This is a genomic window from Kitasatospora sp. NPDC057595 (genome assembly GCF_042800875.1).
Classification (GTDB): domain Bacteria; phylum Actinomycetota; class Actinomycetes; order Streptomycetales; family Streptomycetaceae; genus Kitasatospora.
Genome location: NZ_JBHVGL010000003.1, coordinates 283,783 through 300,309, shown reverse-complemented (window position 1 = coordinate 300,309; position 16,527 = coordinate 283,783). Strand labels below are relative to the sequence as shown.

Annotated in this window: 15 protein-coding genes; 13 read left to right on the top strand and 2 right to left on the bottom strand. The window is 71.9% G+C overall.

What is annotated here, in order from left to right; genetic code table 11:
* The first annotated feature begins 3 nt into the window (after window positions 1-3).
* From ACFU9E_RS07575 to ACFU9E_RS07535, 9 genes are all read left to right on the top strand, one after another.
* Window positions 4-1,194, top strand: a complete 1,191-nt coding sequence (locus tag ACFU9E_RS07575; RefSeq protein WP_380678929.1) for a ThiF family adenylyltransferase — start codon at window positions 4-6, stop codon at window positions 1,192-1,194.
* Entirely contained in the window at window positions 1,188-1,724 is a 537-nt protein-coding gene (locus tag ACFU9E_RS07570; RefSeq protein ID WP_380678932.1) for a hypothetical protein, read from the top strand. The genes ACFU9E_RS07575 and ACFU9E_RS07570 overlap by 7 nt, the downstream gene beginning before the upstream one ends.
* Entirely contained in the window at window positions 1,711-2,250 is a 540-nt protein-coding gene (locus ACFU9E_RS07565; RefSeq protein ID WP_355366247.1) for a hypothetical protein, read from the top strand. Before ACFU9E_RS07570 ends, ACFU9E_RS07565 begins: the two co-directional genes overlap by 14 nt.
* A gap of 10 nt (window positions 2,251-2,260) precedes the next feature.
* Window positions 2,261-2,563: a hypothetical protein gene (locus ACFU9E_RS07560; RefSeq protein ID WP_380678935.1), complete on the top strand. Its 303-nt coding sequence runs from the start codon at window positions 2,261-2,263 to the stop codon at window positions 2,561-2,563.
* Window positions 2,560-4,203 carry a Mov34/MPN/PAD-1 family protein gene (locus tag ACFU9E_RS07555; RefSeq protein WP_380678938.1) on the top strand — a complete coding sequence of 548 codons (1,644 nt, stop codon included), beginning with the start codon at window positions 2,560-2,562 and terminating at the stop codon, window positions 4,201-4,203. Before ACFU9E_RS07560 ends, ACFU9E_RS07555 begins: the two co-directional genes overlap by 4 nt.
* Window positions 4,196-6,637: a hypothetical protein gene (locus ACFU9E_RS07550; protein WP_380678941.1), complete on the top strand. Its 2,442-nt coding sequence runs from the start codon at window positions 4,196-4,198 to the stop codon at window positions 6,635-6,637. The genes ACFU9E_RS07555 and ACFU9E_RS07550 overlap by 8 nt, the downstream gene beginning before the upstream one ends.
* Complete coding sequence (locus ACFU9E_RS07545; RefSeq protein ID WP_380678944.1) at window positions 6,634-8,322, top strand: AAA family ATPase; 1,689 nt, start codon at window positions 6,634-6,636, stop codon at window positions 8,320-8,322. Before ACFU9E_RS07550 ends, ACFU9E_RS07545 begins: the two co-directional genes overlap by 4 nt.
* 4 nt (window positions 8,323-8,326) lie before the next feature.
* Window positions 8,327-10,057: a hypothetical protein gene (locus ACFU9E_RS07540; RefSeq protein ID WP_380678947.1), complete on the top strand. Its 1,731-nt coding sequence runs from the start codon at window positions 8,327-8,329 to the stop codon at window positions 10,055-10,057.
* Window positions 10,058-10,127: 70 nt separating this feature from the next.
* A complete protein-coding gene (locus tag ACFU9E_RS07535; protein ID WP_380678950.1) occupies window positions 10,128-10,850 on the top strand; it encodes a hypothetical protein in 723 nt (240 codons plus the stop codon).
* 23 nt (window positions 10,851-10,873) lie between these two features.
* Here ACFU9E_RS07535 and ACFU9E_RS07530 read toward each other — a convergent pair whose 3' ends face one another.
* Entirely contained in the window at window positions 10,874-12,490 is a 1,617-nt protein-coding gene (locus ACFU9E_RS07530) for a trypsin-like peptidase domain-containing protein (protein WP_380678953.1), read from the bottom strand.
* Window positions 12,491-12,503: 13 nt separating this feature from the next.
* The gene (locus ACFU9E_RS07525; protein WP_380678956.1) at window positions 12,504-12,809 is read right to left on the bottom strand and encodes a trypco2 family protein; all 306 of its coding nucleotides are present in this window, start codon (window positions 12,807-12,809) and stop codon (window positions 12,504-12,506) included.
* 187 nt (window positions 12,810-12,996) lie between these two features.
* Here ACFU9E_RS07525 and ACFU9E_RS07520 point away from each other — a divergent pair, with 187 nt between their 5' ends.
* From ACFU9E_RS07520 to ACFU9E_RS07505, 4 genes are read left to right on the top strand one after another with little or no spacing between them, the layout of a single operon-like run.
* A complete protein-coding gene (locus ACFU9E_RS07520) occupies window positions 12,997-13,764 on the top strand; it encodes an SDR family NAD(P)-dependent oxidoreductase (protein WP_380678959.1) in 768 nt (255 codons plus the stop codon).
* Between the two features lie 55 nt (window positions 13,765-13,819).
* The gene (locus tag ACFU9E_RS07515; protein ID WP_380678962.1) at window positions 13,820-14,536 is read left to right on the top strand and encodes a FadR/GntR family transcriptional regulator; all 717 of its coding nucleotides are present in this window, start codon (window positions 13,820-13,822) and stop codon (window positions 14,534-14,536) included.
* A complete protein-coding gene (dgoD, locus tag ACFU9E_RS07510) occupies window positions 14,533-15,678 on the top strand; it encodes a galactonate dehydratase (RefSeq protein WP_380678965.1) in 1,146 nt (381 codons plus the stop codon). The genes ACFU9E_RS07515 and dgoD overlap by 4 nt, the downstream gene beginning before the upstream one ends.
* Window positions 15,672-16,520: a hypothetical protein gene (locus ACFU9E_RS07505; RefSeq protein WP_380678968.1), complete on the top strand. Its 849-nt coding sequence runs from the start codon at window positions 15,672-15,674 to the stop codon at window positions 16,518-16,520. The genes dgoD and ACFU9E_RS07505 overlap by 7 nt, the downstream gene beginning before the upstream one ends.
* Window positions 16,521-16,527: the final 7 nt, after the last annotated feature.

Here is a 16,527-nt window from a genome sequence, read left to right as displayed (position 1 = left end):
CGGTTGGAACAGATCGAGTGGTGGGACGCCGCCCGGGTCCGCGGAGCGCGCTGTGTCGTCGCCGGCGCGGGGGCCCTGGGCAACGAGGTGGTCAAGAACCTCGTGATGCTCGGGTGGGGGGAGGTCGTGGTCGTCGACTTCGACACCGTCGAGGAGAGCAACCTGAGCAGGTCGGTGTTCTTCGGGCAGGCCGACGTCGGCAGGCCCAAGGCTCCGGCCCTCGCCGCGGCCGCGGGGCGGCTCAATCCGGACTGCCGGGTCCTCGGGCTCGACGGGGACCTGCGCCTGCTGCTCGGGGCCGGGCTCGTCCAGCGGTCGGACGTGGTCTTCGGCTGCCTGGACAACCTGGGCGGGCGGGTCGCGTTGAGCCAGCTCGCCCGGCAGGCCGGCCGACTCATGATCGACGGCGGGCTCACCACGTGGGAGGGCACGGTCCAGCTCTTCGGCCCCGACACGGCCGACGCGCCGCAGCCCTGCTTCGCCTGCGGCCTCAGCTCGGCCGACGTCGAGGAGCTGGCGCTCCGTCAGTCCTGCCTGGCCTACGAGCGGCGCGCGCTCGCCGAGGGCGGGGTCCCGACCACGCCGACGCTCACCTCGGCCGTCGCGGCGCTGATGGTGCAGGAGGCGCTGAAGTACCTGCACCGGGACCGGCACGACCAGCGGTCGGCGCTCGGCCGCGAGCTCCGGATCGACATGGCCAACGGCCGGTTCTGGAACCACGCGCTGCCGATCGATCCCGACTGCGTCCTGCACCGGGAGCCGGCCGCGCCGGACGCGGCCGCCGGGCCCGACGCCGGGGACAGCTGGCGGAAGGTGCTCGCGCACTGCCGCACCTCCGCCCGCCTGCCGGAGGGCGTGCTCCAGCTCCCGGCCCGGCTGCTGCTGAGCTGGGAGTGTCCGGTCTGCGGGCGCTCCGAGCAGGTGATGCGGGCCCACGCGGCGGACGGTCCGCCGGTCTGTCCGCACTGCGACGCGGATGTGATCCCGCTGTTCGCCGCGCACGTGGAGGGGGGCGAGCCGTGGATCGACCTGTCGCCGGCGGAGATGGGCGTTCCGCCGTGGACGTGGCTCGAACTGCGGGCCGAGGGCGCCGTGGTGACGTTCGAGCTGTCGGGAACCCGCGGACCGCTGCCCGACGCCGCGGGATCCGAAGCCGCGGGATCCGACGCACCGGAAGGAGGCTCGCCGTGGTGATGAGCCCGCGCGACCGGCGGCTGCAGAGCGAGTTCGAGGAGATGAAGAGCCTCGCCGCCTCCAGCTCGATGCTGAGCTTCACCAGCACGGGTGTGCCGCCCACCCAGTACAGCGTCACCCTGACCTGCCGCGGGCTGATGCGGTGGAACGACCGGGTGGACGAGACCGACCGGCACGAGTTCGACATCACCCTGGGCGCGGGCTTTCCCAAGTTCCCCCCGACCGTGGTGTGGCGAACGCCGATCTTCCACCCGAACTTCAAACCTCCGCACATCTGCACCGGGGACATCTGGTACCCGGGGATCTCGGTCGCCGAGTTCTGCGTGGAGATCTGCAATCTGATCCAGTACAAGTCCTTCAACATCTACGATCCGCTGGACGTGAAGGCGAGCCTCTGGCTCGTGGTCAGGCTCGACGAGGAGAATCCCGGCATCCCGGTGGACACCCGGCCGCTCAGGGACCTGGACTTCGAGATCACCGCCCGGACCAGCGCCGGGCCGGACGCGGCGGGGGACCGTGACGACGACTGACACCATCTCCGGGTACTTCGACGCCATCGAGTGGTCGTACAAGGTGACCGGCCCGAACCAGGTGGTCACCTCCTACCGCTGCCCGGTTCCGGCCTACTTCTACGCCGTCGGCATCGAGGTCGTCCTCGGCCGGCACTGGATCGTCGTGCGCGCGCTGCTGCAGCGGAGCCTCGACCACGCGCAACGCGAGTCCGTCCTCCAACTCGTCTCGCAGTGGAACGTGCTGAGCTACCGCGCCCGGTTCGTGCTGATCGGCGACTGCGTCGTGGTGCAGGCCGAGATCCCGGCGGGAAGCCTGTCCCTGGAGGAGTTCCTGCTCTGCCTCACCGCCGTCTGCCGCTACAGCACGTTGGCCGGAACGGAGATCGCCGCGGTCGCGACCAACCCCTCGCTGCGCAAGAAACTCGACGAGGTGATCGGGGAGAACCGGCCTCCGGCCTGGGCCCAGCCCCTGTCCCTGGCCGACGCGGACCTCGATTTCGACATCACCCCCAACCGATTCCCGGACTCACCGGACACCCCGTGAGGTGCCAGCCATGACCGCGCAGAACCCGATCCCCGTCGTCCTCGCCACCACGATGGTCACCGAACAGTGGGACCTCGAACTGCCCGACACCGTGCTCGTCCAGTCGATCATCGTCAAGCTGATCGCCACCCCCGGCATGCCCTTCCGGGAGCAGGACGACAACGGCAGGCGCGTGCCCTACCGGCTGCTGTGGCGCGAGGGCGACCGCTTCCTCAACGAGACCGAGACACTGGCCGGCGCCGGGGTGCAGCCGCACCACACGCTCGTCATGACCCGGCAGGCCCGGGCCGGCCAGGCGGCCGATGCCCGATGAGCGTCGACGAGTCGGGCTTCACGATCTCACCGGTGCGGCGGGAGCTGCCGCAGGACAACCCACCGCCGCTGGCCCGGTTCCTGGAGGCCGGGCCGGGCCTGCGCCTGGTGGTGCGCGAGCGGATGCTCAACGGCATCCGCATGCAGGCCGGTGCCAGCCCGACCAAGGAGATCGGGGGCGTCCTGGTGGGGCGGCACTACCGCACCGGCGACCGCTACCTGGTCGAGGTCGACGACTATGTCGCGATGCCCAGCCGGGACAGCAGCGCCTCGCACTTCGAGTTCGACCAGCGGTCCATCCGGGCGATCTTCGAACGGCTGGAGAAGCGGCCGGACCAGTACGTGGTCGGCTGGTACCACTCGCACACCTTCGGCGACCCCTTCATGTCGGACCTGGACCACCGTCTGCACCAGGACCACTTCCCCGAACCGTGGTACGTCTCCTGCGTGGCCTCGATCGGCTCGCGCGGCCGGTCGGCCGGGTTCTGGCGGATGCGCGGCGCGGAGCTCGTCGAGATCAGCGACTACGAGCTCGCGGTCGCCACGGGAGGCGATCCGGCGTCGGCGCAGAAGAGGTACCTGGCCTCCTGCGGACTGCGGGAGCAGCAGGACGGCCCGCCCGCGCTCGCGGACCTGCTGCCCCTACTCGGCATGCCGGCGGACGGCGCGGTCGCCCGCCTGTTCCACGAGCTCGCCGAGGACCGGGCGGAGGAATCCGGCCTGGCGACGGTGCGGTTCCTGGTCCGCGCGGCGAAGGCGGTGTCCGCCGATCCCCGGGCCGTCACGGACCTGGAGGAGTTCGAGCGCCGACTGGCCCGGTTCAGGCGGCCGTCGGACGTCCTGACACCGCTCGCCAGGGCGCCCGGGCTGCGCGGCCTGATCTCGATCGGTGGCACGGACTACTGCGCCTACTCCCTCGACAAGCACAAGCTGCAACGACTGGACCTGACCTCGCTCTTCACCTTCTCGGTGCGCGCCGAGTCGCCCCCGGTCTGTGTCGCCCACGCGCCGGACGGCCACGTCTGGGTGCTGACCGGGTCGGGCCTGATCCGGTTCCCCGTCATCGACACCGCCGCCCTGCGCAAGGGCGACCTCAGCTTCGAGGTGAGCGGTGCCGACCTGCCCGACACGGACGGCGCCCCGGAGCAGATCGTGGCGGTCGAGGGCGGGCTCTGGCTGCGCTCCGCCACGACCTGGTACCGGTACGAGTGCACCGTCGGGTCCGAGGGAAAGATCCTCCTCGCCGCTCGCGCGTCCGGGCCGCTGCCCGGCCGCGGAAGCGTCTTCGTCGGCGACAACGGCTTGGGAGGCCCGCTCGCGCCCCCCGTGCTCCTCGCGAACGAGGAGGGGACGCTGCGGACCTGGAAGGCGGTGGAGGACGGCTGGGCCCCCTCGGCCGCCGCCGAGCTCCCACGGCCGTGGAACGGGAAGCCGGTCGTCCAGGCCGCTGTCAGCGGTCTGGGATGGCACGTGCTGTTCGACGACGGGGGAGCGCGCGAACTGTGCCTCTTCGATCTCCACACCCTCGAACTGGTCCACCACGTCGTGTGCGAGGACGAGGAGGACCGCATCACCGGGCTGAGCGGCGACGGCTCCGGAAAGGTCTACCTGCAGACCGAAGGGGTCCTCCACCGTGGCTGACCCGCGCACCGGGGAACCGGCCGGGGCCCGCCTCGGCCGGCTCGCGGAGGCGTTCACCGACACCATGGGCTGGGCCGCTCCGCCCGCGCCGACCGCGTCCGCGCAGGGCGTGGAGCCGTCGCACCCCGACCTCGCCGCGCACCTGCCCACGCTGGAGCGGGTGCTGGAGGACGACCGCCGGACGGACCTGGCGTGGTGGCGGTCGCTCGCGGACGCCTGGTACGCGTGCGGGTCGCCGGGGCTCGCGCTGAGGTGCGCCCGGCACGCCCGTGAACTCAGGACGGACGGAGCGGTGGCGTGGGAGGACATCGCCGCGCTGGTCCGGCTCGAAGCGCGCATCTGCGCGGAGGGCGAACCGCCCCCGCGGCAGGCCTCGCCCTGGCCGATCGGCCCCCGGGACGCCGACGCCGACCTCAGGCGCCTGAACGCGATCCTCGGTGACGCACCGCTGGAGCCCTGGCAGAACCGGACCCTGCCGCTGTCGCGCATCGCCTGGGGACTGCCCCGGGCCGAGGGGGAGTTCACCGCCTGGCTGGCCCACGCCTTCCACTATCTCGGCGAGCCGCGGATCGTGGTCGAACAGGTGCTGCTGGACATCGCGGCCCGCGGGATCGCGGTACGGAACACCCATCGACGGGAGTTGCTCGTCCTGGCCGGCCTCAGCCTGCAGCGCGCGGGGGACCGGCCGGGAGCCTACGCGTGCTTCCGCCTCGCCGTGGGAACCGACCGGGTCCCGGAGCGGAGCGAGCGGGAGCTGAGCCGGGACGAGGAGGTGCTCGCGGAGGCCGCGCGGGAGCTCGGCTTCCTCAAGGACGTCACCCTGGACCCGCGGTCCGCCGACGGCGAGTTCGCCGTGTTCGACGGTGGGCTCCGGCTGGTGGCCTGGCTCCTGGAGAACGACTCCGCCGGATTCGTGCCCGACTTCCTCGGGAATCTCGGTGCCGTCCCGCTCGGCACGCACCACAACGCGCTGCGGCGGCAGGTGGCCTGGGCCGCCCGGGAGAGCGGCTGGTTCCGGACACCCAAGGTGCCCCTCCGGCCGGACTCCCGAGGTCCGGTCCTGGGCGGACGCCCGCGGCGGGTGGCGATCGGCGCCGTGGACCGGACCGGAGGCCGCCCCCTGCGACCGGCCCGGCCGCCGGCCCGCGGCGGCGCCCCCCGGCCCTCGTCGGCCGCGCCCCGGGTCGACGTACCGATCGGGATGACCGACGGCGGTGGACAGGCCGCGCTGCGGGTCGGGGAGGGCAGCAGGGTCCTTCTCCTCGGGCCGCCCTTCGAGGGGCGGGTACCGGCCCGGGTCGGAGCCCACCTGGCCGCGGCCGGCTGGACGGTCCTGCTGGTGCGGCCCGAGCGCTCGGTCGAAGCGGGCGTCAACGACCGGTGGCACCGGCTGGACATGACCGGCAGGCGCGGCGCCGACCGGCCCTGGCCCGGCGAGATCGCACGGTCCGCCGCACTGCGTGCGACGGTCCGGACGGTGCTGGCCGACGGACTGCCGCCGTGCGCGGATCCGGCCGCCGCGGCCTGCCTGGATCCGGTCGTCGAGGCGCTGGAGGACAGCACCCGGTCGGTGTGGAGGGATTCGGCGGAGAAGGTCCGCGAGTTCGCCTGCGCCGCCGTCGACAGCGCCGCCGGCCTGCGCTACGACAGGGCACTGGACCTGCGCCGCGCCGTGTTCCTGGTCGAGCGGGTGGAGCTCGCGGTGCGCGCCGTGGCCCGGGCCTTGTCCTTGGCCTGGGCGACTCCGCCCCGGCCGGTCCCGGGGGCGGGCATGGCGGCGTGTCTGGAGGTCCCGGTGGGTGATCGGCTCACCGCGACGCTCCAGCTCGCCCTCTGCGCCGAGACCCTGCTGGCGGACGCCGACCGGCCCGCGGACCCGCCGTCCCCGGGCAGCGCGGACGAGGACTTCATGTCCACTCCGCTCGCCTTCAAGCGCCGCGAGGAAGCACTGGACAGGGAGATCATCGAAGCGGCCAAGGCCGCGGAGGAGCGCGCGCCCTCTCCCGAACCGTCGTCCCCGGCGGGGAGCGGCAGCGGCGGCGACCGCCCTCGGCCGTCCCGGCTGTGGGGGCGCGGCGACGCACAGCGGTTCGGCAGTCCGCCCGGCGTCTGCGTGCTGGTCGACGCGGCGGTGGAGGCGGACCTGCCGGCAGCGCTGGTCCGGCCGGGGCGGCACGCGCTGGTCGCCTCGGCCGTCGAGCCGACCGCCGCCGCGCTCGGTGCGGTCCGGGGCTTCGACGAGCTGCTGGTCGGCGCGCTTCCCCGCGAGCGCGTCGGGCTCCTGGAGATCGCGGCAGGAGCCCGACTTCACAGCCTGTCCGCCGATCCGCCCGGACTCGGCGGCGCAGCACACTTCAGGATGTCCGAAGGCAGGGAACAGGGCCCGAGGTTCGTCGTCTGGCCCACGGAGCCGGCGGGTTGGGGAGCGGCATGAGCGAGTCGAGCGAAGCGTACGAGGAAGGTCTGGCGGCCCTCGACTCGGGCGACCCGGTCCTGGCCATGCAGTCCTTCACCGAGGCGATCATCGAGGACGGTTCGGCGTGGGAGCCCTACTACGCCCGGGCATACGTGTTCATGCAGGACGAGGAGGACTTGGACGAGGAGGTCCTGGAGCTGGTGGCCGCGGACCTGGACCGGGCACTGGAGATCAACGGCGCCGCCTCCGACGCCGCGGCGCTGCGCGCGGAAGTCGCCCTCAGACAGGGCGAGCCCGAGGAAGCGGTCCGCTACCTCCTCATGGCCTTCGGCCGCAGTACCCAGCAGACGGAGGTCCGCCGGCGGTTGGCGGAAACCCTGCACGGCCTGCTCGGGGACGTCGAGTCGGGCCGGGGAGCGGAAGAGGCCGACACCGGCCTCTGCGACCGTCTCGACCGGATGCTGGAGGTCTCCACGCTGCCCGCCGTCGTCCGCGACGGCCTGCGCGCCGAGGTCCTCGCGGCCAGGGCCCACCGGTGGCAGCTCGCCGGCGACTCCGCCCGCTCGCTGGCCGATCTCCAGCTGCTCGCCGGCCTCGTACCCGACCACCCCCGCCTCCCGGCCACGCTCCCCGCCGCGCGACCGCGTGACGCGGGCGCGGTCGGCCCGGCCTCGCAGGAGCCGGCCTTCGACACCGTGGGCGGCATCGACGGAGCGGATTCCTTCAGCTCCGAGCTGCGCAAGATCTTCGACGTCTACCTCGGCGACCCCGACGCGGGGGAGACACGACGCCGGCTCGCCGAGTTCGGCCAGCCGGCCACCCGCTCCCTGCTGCTCTTCGGTCCCTCCGGCTGTGGCAAGACCTACGTCGTGCGCGCGTTCGCCGGGGAGTACCGCCGTCGGCACGGACGGGAGCTGCCGCTGTTCCGCCTGCGCATGGAGGAGATCTACGGCAAGTACGTCGGCGAGAGCGAGTCCAGACTGGCCGAGGCGTTCGACCGGGCCCTGAACGCGCAGCCCTCCCTGCTGTTCTGCGACGAGATCGACGGGCTCGGCATGAACCGGGAGTCCATCAGCCAGGACTTCCGCCAGGAGTTCGCCGGCCACTTCCTGCAGCAGGTGGACCGGCTCAAGGAGCAGAACGCCGCGCTGCTCTTCTTCGGCTGCACCAACCGCCTGTGGTCGGTGGACCTCGCGCTGCTGCGCCGCTTCGACCGGGTGATCCCGGTGGAACTGCCGAACGAGTCGACACGCGTGGAGATCTTCCGGATCCACCTCGCCCGGGTCGCCCAACGGCTGTGCTCGCCCGACATCGACATCCCGGCCCTGGCCCGGCACTCGCACGGCCTGACTCCGGGTGACATCCAGAAGTCCGTCTCACGGGCCGTCGACAACCTGCTCGTCGGCGTGGACGGTGGCGCGGACGGTGGCGCGGACGCCGTACTCGGTCAGGAGGCGCTGATGCGCGCCCTCGACGAGGAGAAGAAGGGACAGGGCCGGATGCACCTGCAGCAGTGGGTCCGGGAGTCGCGGGCCGCGCTCAAGAGGATCGGCCAGGACACGATGGCCACCGATCTGGACCGCAGGTACGGGCCGTACCTCGATCCGCTGTCCGCCGAACGGCAGAACGGTGTGGTGCCCCTGGACGCCTGGACCGAGGCGCCCTCGCTGGACCTCTCGCTCCTCCGGCAGCTGGGCGGGTGAACCGGTGGACGGAATCAGTGAGCTGATCGCCTACCTGCTGACCGACAGGACCCACCGTGGCGTGCTCATCCTGGGCTTCGACGGCACCGCCCGGCTGCTCGGACATCCCAACCACCTCGGGTTGACGGAGACCCTGGCGGGCGACAGCTACGCCAGTATCGCAGGCCCCGTGGCCGGATTGACCAACCGGAACGCCCTGGTGAGTGATGCGCTGGACTTCGCCAGGAGCATCACCGCGCCCGTCGGCAACCTCGATCTCAGGGCGATCCAGGTTGTCGCCGGCCTGCTCAATTCCGGCCGGCTGAGCTGTGTGATCGCGGGTGATCCCGGCCTGAGGCTGTTCAGTACCCTGCAGAACGGTGTGGACGACCTCGAGCAGATCTCGTTGGAGACCCACTCCCGGGAGTCCATCCGCTCGGCCTTCCGTCGCGGCGGCAGGTCGAGGCCGCTCTTCGTCGACATCGGCGCGGCGCTGCTCACCGACTACTGGAACAGTCTGAAGAAGTCGCAGTCGGAGGACCTTCGCAGGCTGAAGACGCGGATCACGGACATGGAGTCGGAGCTCAAGGAGTACCTGAAGGACTACCGGGACGTCTACTGCTGGGGATGGTGCAGCAAGAACGCGCCGCTGCACTGGATGGTCCCCGATACGCACGATCTCACCGTTCACCGCATCGGACGGCACACGGTCTTCGACGACTTCCAGGCCAATCCGCTGTTCGAGTACGAGGAGGCCGAGGGAGACGAGGAAGTCCGCGTCATGGCGAACGGGGGTTGGTTCGAGAGGGTCGCCGACGCCTTCAACCAGGCCTCGATGCCGCTGCTCGGCTCCGTGGCCGCCACCCACGGCCGCGGGACGGGTGCCCTGTGGCGCCCGCGCAGCTCCCCGGTCCAGCCGATGCTGGCCCGGGCCGAGCTGGACGATCTCGCCAGGCACCAGGAGCAGCGCGAGATCAGGATCGTGGGTGTGGAGAGCGAGCAGGTGCGTCGGAGCGCCGCGGAGTGGCTGGATCGCGAGCTGGCCGTAGGCGGCGGGGTGACCGTGCGGAAGGAGGGCGGACATCTCCGAGACCTGCTGATCGCCCTGACGGCTCAGCTCGCCGGACCCGTCGAGCAGCATGTGATCGGTTGCTACACCGGCGAGTTGCCGGCCGAGGGCGACGATTCCTGGCGCACACTGCTGGAGAACGCGGCCGAGCTCTGGGTGGAGGAGTGCCGACGCAGGAGCAGCTGCCGTCTGACGCTGTTCTGCCCGACCTGGATGTCGCAGTGGGCGAGTGAACAGTGGCGTGGTGAGGGCGTGTTCGCGCAGTCCCACTTCCGCCGCTACCAGAACGTCAAGCTGTGGCTCGGTGACAGCCTCGACCAGAACGACCTGTCGGCCGACAGCGCCTCCCTCGACAGGTTCGCGAGAGACATCGCGGAACCGGAGGCGTCGGGGCACGCGGTTCCCCCCGGCTTCGAGGAGGAGGCGCTTGAGACACTGGTGCTTGACATCGTGCAGTCGGCGCACCCACGCTCGGAGCGCCGGGTGGTCTCGGCGACGGAGCTGGACGACACGTGGAACAACGTGGTCGACCGGTACCTCGAAGCGGCGACCGGAATCGGGCGGATCGGGCACGATGACGAGGACTTCGTCATCGTCCCGAAGTTGCGCGAGACGGACTTCGCGATGAAGATCAGGCCCCGCCCGCCCGTTCAGCCGCCGGAGAGCCAGGAGGACGGTGATGAATGACCGGAGCGCGGACCGGTTTCCCGTCCCCGAACGACCGGCGGGACAACCGGAGGCGGAGCCGTCGGCGCCGGTGACCGAGGAGGAGGTGGGTGCGGAGCTGGAGCAGGGCATCGAGTCGGAGCTGGGCGCCTCGCTCACACTCGTCGCCGACTTCACCGGGACGACGCTCAAGCCGACCGTCAACCTCGACTGGGACCGGCTCGCACGCGGCGAGCTGTCGGTCGACGTGATCCTCCAGAACCGGTTCGGGCCGGATACCCGCATCCCCGTCCCACTGGGCGAGGCCGCGCGGGACCGGCTCTCCAGCATCGAGCGCTACTACGCCGACGGTACGCTCACCCGGATCAAGGACGTCGAAACCGAATCCTTCGGGGGGATCGGCGGAAGGGGCTCCTCCTCGACCGAGAAGATCAATGAACTGCTGCGCTGGCAGCAGTTCATCGACATGACCGCGGCGCTGGAGCCCGAGGACGGGCCGGAGAGCGGGTGGGGACGCCTTCGCACGGCACTGCTGAACCGGGTCGATCTGCTCTACCGGAAGAACTTCGGCCTGCTGAGGGACCAGTTGCGCAACGACAAGACGGGGGCGGCGACCGTCAGCCGGCTGTTCGCGTCCCGTAGCGAGGCCCAGGTCGACATCGCCCTGCGTCTGGTGGCCCTGGAACCCAGCCTGGCCGCCGCGGTTCAGGAGGAGCTGGCCGAGGTCAGCGCCGACCGGACGCTGGGGATCAACTTCCGGCTGCGGGCCCTCAACCGACTGTACTCGGCCGCACGGGAACCCGACGAGGAGTAGACCTGCGACGGGCGACACCCGGTTCACCAGAGCCGACGTGACCACTGGTGCGGTTCGACGCCGACATCGGTGTCGCCGGTCCACTCCTCGCGGTTGGGGTTGTACACGCGTGCCCAGAGAGTGGGGTTGGGCCCGAGGTCCAGGATCTGGTAGCCGCCGGTGGAGTAGCCGCTGGCGCCGATCACCGGCAGGGAACCCAGATGGTCGAAGCGGTGCGGATAGGGCCGTGGGCTGCCGTGCACGACCAGATGGAGGTGGGGGCCGAGGAGCTCGCCGAACAGGTCCGAGTCGACGATGCGTTCGGTCTCGGGGTGCGCGGGCGAGCCGTGGACCAGGCCCACGCAGAGCCAGCCCTCCGCCCGCCGGAGCCTGGCCCGCTCGGCCAGGTCGTCGAGCTGGGGCCGGCCGAGCCGGGCCCGGAGCTCACCCCGTCGGGACATGCCGGAGTTGAGCACGGCAATGGCCATCCGTTGCGCGGCGAACTCCCGCCAGGCCCAGGGACGCTCCCGGGTGAGCCGGTCGGGTGCCGGCACGGCGCCGAGGCCGTTGAGCATGCCGATCAGGTCGTCCCAGCGCTTCTCCCCGTCCGGCATGAACCAGGCGTCGTTGGGCCCTGGCGCGACGACGAGCTGGTCCGGCGTCAGTTCGAGGGCCGTCAGGAGTCGGCTCAGCGCCAGGCTCCCCGCGCGGTACGCCTCGGTCGACGGCTCGTGCACCAGCCCTCCGGGTATCAGCAGCACCTGGGGCTTGAGGTAGCCGTAGGTGTCCCTCAGCCTGAGCAGGTCGGCGAGCATGCTCTCGAAGACCTCGGCGCTGTCGGGACGGGTGAGGATCGCGAAGTCCGGCACCACGAGCACTGTCGCGGACGTGCCGGGCGGAGCGAGGGGAAGCCGGTTCGATGGGACCCGGGGTGCGGGCACCGGCCTGTCCTCGGGCGGACTCTCCACCGTGGTGAGGGTGCCGAGTTCCTCGCCCAGAACCTCCTGCCAACGACCCAGCGTCTCCGAGTCCAGCGCGCCCAGGCTGGTGATCGGCACGATCGAGAGGGCCCAGGCATCACGCTTGGCGTCCTGGCGGACCACGCCGACCACCTGCCCGCCCACGGTGACCGCGGCACCCGACATGCCGCTGTAGCGCGAGCCCTCCGGGAGGTACCTCGGCGGCTTCTCCACGTTGAACGTCAGCAGACCGCTGTCCCTGGAGTCCTCGGTCGGAATGTCCCCGTACAGATGCACCCGGGTCCTCACCTGCTCGCCCTGGTCGTCCCGCGTCTGCCCGTAGTGCGGGAAGCCTATGCTCCGGGCATGGCGGACGACCTGGTTGCGCGGTAGCCGCGCGAAGCGGGCGCGCGGGATCCCGGCCGGCCCGTCCTTGAGCTTCAGCAGGGCCAGGTCGATGACGTCCGGATCGCAGGACAGCTCCACGGACGCCTGCCAGGTGTGCTTCGGCGCCGCATCAGGAGACCAGCCGGACTCGTCGGAAGCCTCGTAGCCGCGGACCATGACGTCCCCGGACGTCAGGTTGTGGCTGCACGTCAGGACCCACGGGCCGCCGATCAGATAGCCGGACCCCAGGACCCAGAACTCGCCGTCGTACTGCGCGGTCTCGACATAGAGCGGCTGAAAACTCGGAGAGCTCACGTGTGCCGTCTGCTCACTTGGGCAGCGTCTTGGCCCGCTCGGAGACCTTGACGGGCTCCCCGGTCGCCGTGACCGGCGCGCCGAGCGACAGCTTGACCGTCTGGACGGACTCCTTCGCGTACTTGCCGGAGGCGCCGAGCGACAGCACGTGAAGCTTGATGCCGCCGTTCGCGCCGCCCTCCTTGGTGACGCCGACCTGCAGCTCGATCTCCACGCCCTTCACCGGGAACTGGAGGGACCCGGGCTCATTGGCCGTGATGGCCTGCTGGAGTTCGGTCTTCAACTGCTCGATGGCCTGGGCCAATCCGATCTCGGTCATGATCCGCTCCCCACCCGTCCGTGACTCGGATGTCCGATGATATTCGATCCCATGAGGGTGCGTCAGGAGTATGCGCGGCTTGTTGCGGGTGCGGCCCGACAGTGTCGGACCCTGTCGTCGAAGCCCACGGCCACCGTGTCCTGCGCGAGATATTTCCATCATTAATGCCAAGGGCTACGGTGAGGCCATGCCCGAGCAGACAGGCCGCAGATTCCAGGACCGGGTCGCACTGGTCACCGGCGCCGCCAACGGCATCGGCGCCGCGACGGTTCGGCGGCTGGCCGCCGAGGGCGCCGCGGTGATCGCCGTCGACCTCGACGACGACGCCGGCCGGGCGCTGGTCGAGTCCATCGCCCGGGAGGGCGGCCGGGCCGAGTACCGGCACGGTGACGTGTCCGCCGCCGTCGTGTGGGACGAACTGGCCGCACACGTCCAGGACCGTTACGGGCGACTGGACGTGCTGGTGAGCAACGCCTTCACCGTGACCGTCAAACCGGCTCACGAGCTCACCGAAGCGGAGTGGGACCGGCAGCTCTCCGTCACGCTCAAGGCCTCCTGGCTCGCCGTGCGCGCCTTCGCGGGGCAGCTGCGGACGGGTGAGGGCGCGCTGGTGCTGACCTCGTCGGTGCACGCGCTCGTCGGCATCCCGGGCCACCCCGCGTACGCCGCGGCCAAGGGCGCCCTGTGTTCCATGGGCCGTCAACTCGCCGTCGAGTACGGCCCGCAGGTCCGGGTGAACACCGTGCTCCCCGGCCCGATCATGACGGCGGCCTGGGACCGCGTCGACGAGCGGGCCCGGGCCGCCAGCGTCGCCGGGACCGCCGCCAAGCGCTTCGGCCGACCCGAGGAGGTCGCCGCGGCCGTGGCCTTCCTGGCCTCCTCCGACGCCTCGTACATCACCGGCACCACCCTCGTGGTGGACGGTGGCTGGTCCGTCGTCAAGGCCTCGGCATGAAGGGGATGATCGGCTTCGGCCGAGCGGCCGCACACCTTCGAACTGGAGCGAGCACGTGAACCGACCCCCACGCGGACTGCACGGACAGGCCGTGGAGATCCTCGGCGAGCGGATCGTCCGTGGCACCTACCCGCAGGGGACCTCGTTGTACCCGGAGCGGATCGAGCACGAACTCGGCGTCAGCAAGACCGTCGTCCGCGAGGCCCTGCGCGTCCTCGCCGCCAAAGGGCTGATCGAGTCGCGCCAGAAGCGCGGCACCTACGTGCGCCCGCGCTCCGACTGGAGCCTGCTGGACAGCGACCTGCTGCGCTGGCAGGGCCGGAGCGTTCCGCACGAGGGCTTCCTCGACAACCTGGCCGAGGTCCGCTCCATCGTCGAACCGGCCGCCGCCCGACTGGCCGCCCGGCGCCGCGACGACGACGACCTGGCCCGGCTCACCGAGGCACTGGACCGGATGGCCGCGGCCGGTGACGACGCCGACGCCCTGGTGGAGGCCGACCTGCTCTTCCACCGCACCCTCCTGGCCGCCGCCCACAACGAGTTGCTGACCCGGATGGACGTGGTCATCGAAGCGGGCCTGCGCGTCCGCGACCGGATCGTGCACGGCGCCGAGTCCTGGGCCGACCCCCTTCCCGCGCACCGCGCGGTCCTGGAGGCCGTTCGCGCCCAGGACCCCGGCGCCGCGGCCGAGGCCGTGGCCGGGCTGCTGACCCAGGCCACGGACGACCTGCACGACCTCCTCCGCACGACCTGCCAGGGAGACCCGGGATGAGGATCGTGGCACTGGAGACGTTCCTCGTCCCGCCGCGCTGGCTCTTCCTGCGCGTCGCGACGGACGAGGGCGTCACCGGCTGGGGGGAGCCCGTCGTCGAAGGGCGCGCCGAGACCGTCCGCGCCGCCGTGCACGAACTCTCCGACCACCTGATCGGCCGGGACCCGCTGCGGATCGAGCACCACTGGCAGGTCCTCACCAAGGGGGGCTTCTACCGGGGCGGGCCGGTGCTCTCCAGCGCGGTCGCGGGCATCGACCAGGCGCTGTGGGACATCGCCGGAAAGGTCCACGGCGTCCCCGTCCACCAGCTGCTCGGCGGTCCGGTGCGCGACCGCGTACGGGTCTACGCCTGGATCGGCGGAGACAGCCCCGCCGATGTCGCGGAGCAGGCCCGCGCCCAGGCCGAAGCCGGGTTCACGGCCGTCAAGATGAACGGCTCCGGACGGCTCCGGCACATCGACACCCCGGCCCGCACCCGGGAGGTCGTCGACCGGGTGGCCGCCGTCCGCGAAGCCCTCGGCGACGACCGCGACGTGGCGGTCGACTTCCACGGCCGGATGTCCACCGCGATGTCCCGCAGACTGCTCCCGCTGCTGGAACCGCTCCAGCCGCTGTTCGTCGAGGAGCCCGTCCTCCCGGAGCACTCCCGCGACCTGCGCCGCGTGGTCGAGTCCAGCTCGGTGCCGATCGCGGTGGGCGAACGGCTCTTCTCCCGCTGGGACTTCCGCGACGTCCTGGCCTCCGGCATCGCCGTCGCCCAGCCCGACCTCTCGCACGCCGGCGGGATCTCCGAGGTGCGGCGCATCGCCGCTCTCGCCGAGGCGTACGACGTCGCGCTGGCCCCGCACTGCCCGCTCGGGCCGATCGCGCTCGCCGCCAGCCTCCAGATCGCCTTCGCCACACCCAACTTCCTCATCCAGGAACAGAGCCTCGGCATCCACTACAACCGCGGCAACGACCTGCTCGACCACCTCCTCGACCCCACCCCGTTCCGCTTCGTCGACGGCCACGCCGCCCGCCCCACCGGACCGGGCCTGGGCATCGACATCGACGAGCACGCGGTACGACGCGCCGCCGAGGCCGGCCACCGCTGGCGCAACCCCGTCTGGCACCACGAGGACGGAGCGTTCGCGGAATGGTGACCGACGACCCGGCACCGGCCACCCTGCCGATCGACGTCCGCACCGACCTCGCCCACGGCGGCCGGTGGACCTCGCTGCGGGCCGGCCGTCGCGAATGGCTCTGGCACCGGCCCGATCCGGCGCGCGACACCGTCGCCCCCGGCGACGCCTTCGTCGACGTCGGCGGCCTGGAGGAGTGCGTCCCCACCGTGCGCGGCACGCCCGACCACGGCGACGCCTGGTCCCGGCCCTGGCGGCGCGTCGGCGCGACCGACGTGCTGGACTGCCCCGACTTCCGGCTGCGCCGCCACATCGACCAGGGCACCGCCGGGCTGCGGGCCGCCTACCGGCTGTCCGCCGGCCCGGGCTACCGCTTCGTCTGGGCCGCGCACGCCCTGCTCGACGTCGGCCCCGGTGCCCGGCTGACCGCCCCCACCGGCACGCCCACCAGGCTCTTCCCCGAGGCGGCCCACCTGATCGACCGCCCCTGGCCCACCGGCGCCCGCCATCTGACGGGCAGCTGGCCCATCCCGGGCGGCCTGCCACTGGACCGGCTCGGGCCCGACGACGGCACCGCCGTCGGCGCCGTCCTCACCGACTGCGCGGGCGTGACCGTCACCGACGGCCCGGACACCCTGACCCTCTCCCTGCACAGCGCCGCCGCCGTGCCCGTCTCGGTCGCGCTCTGGCGCAACCTCGGCGGGTTCCCCCTCCCCGCCCCTTACCGCAGCATCGGTGTCGAACCCATGCTCGGCGCGGTCTTCGACCTCGCCGACGCCGGTCCGGCCGACGCCGCCATCGTGCCCGCCGCAGGAGAACTGCGCTGGGAGCTGCGGATCACCGCCACCGCCCGCGCGAGCTGAGAAGACC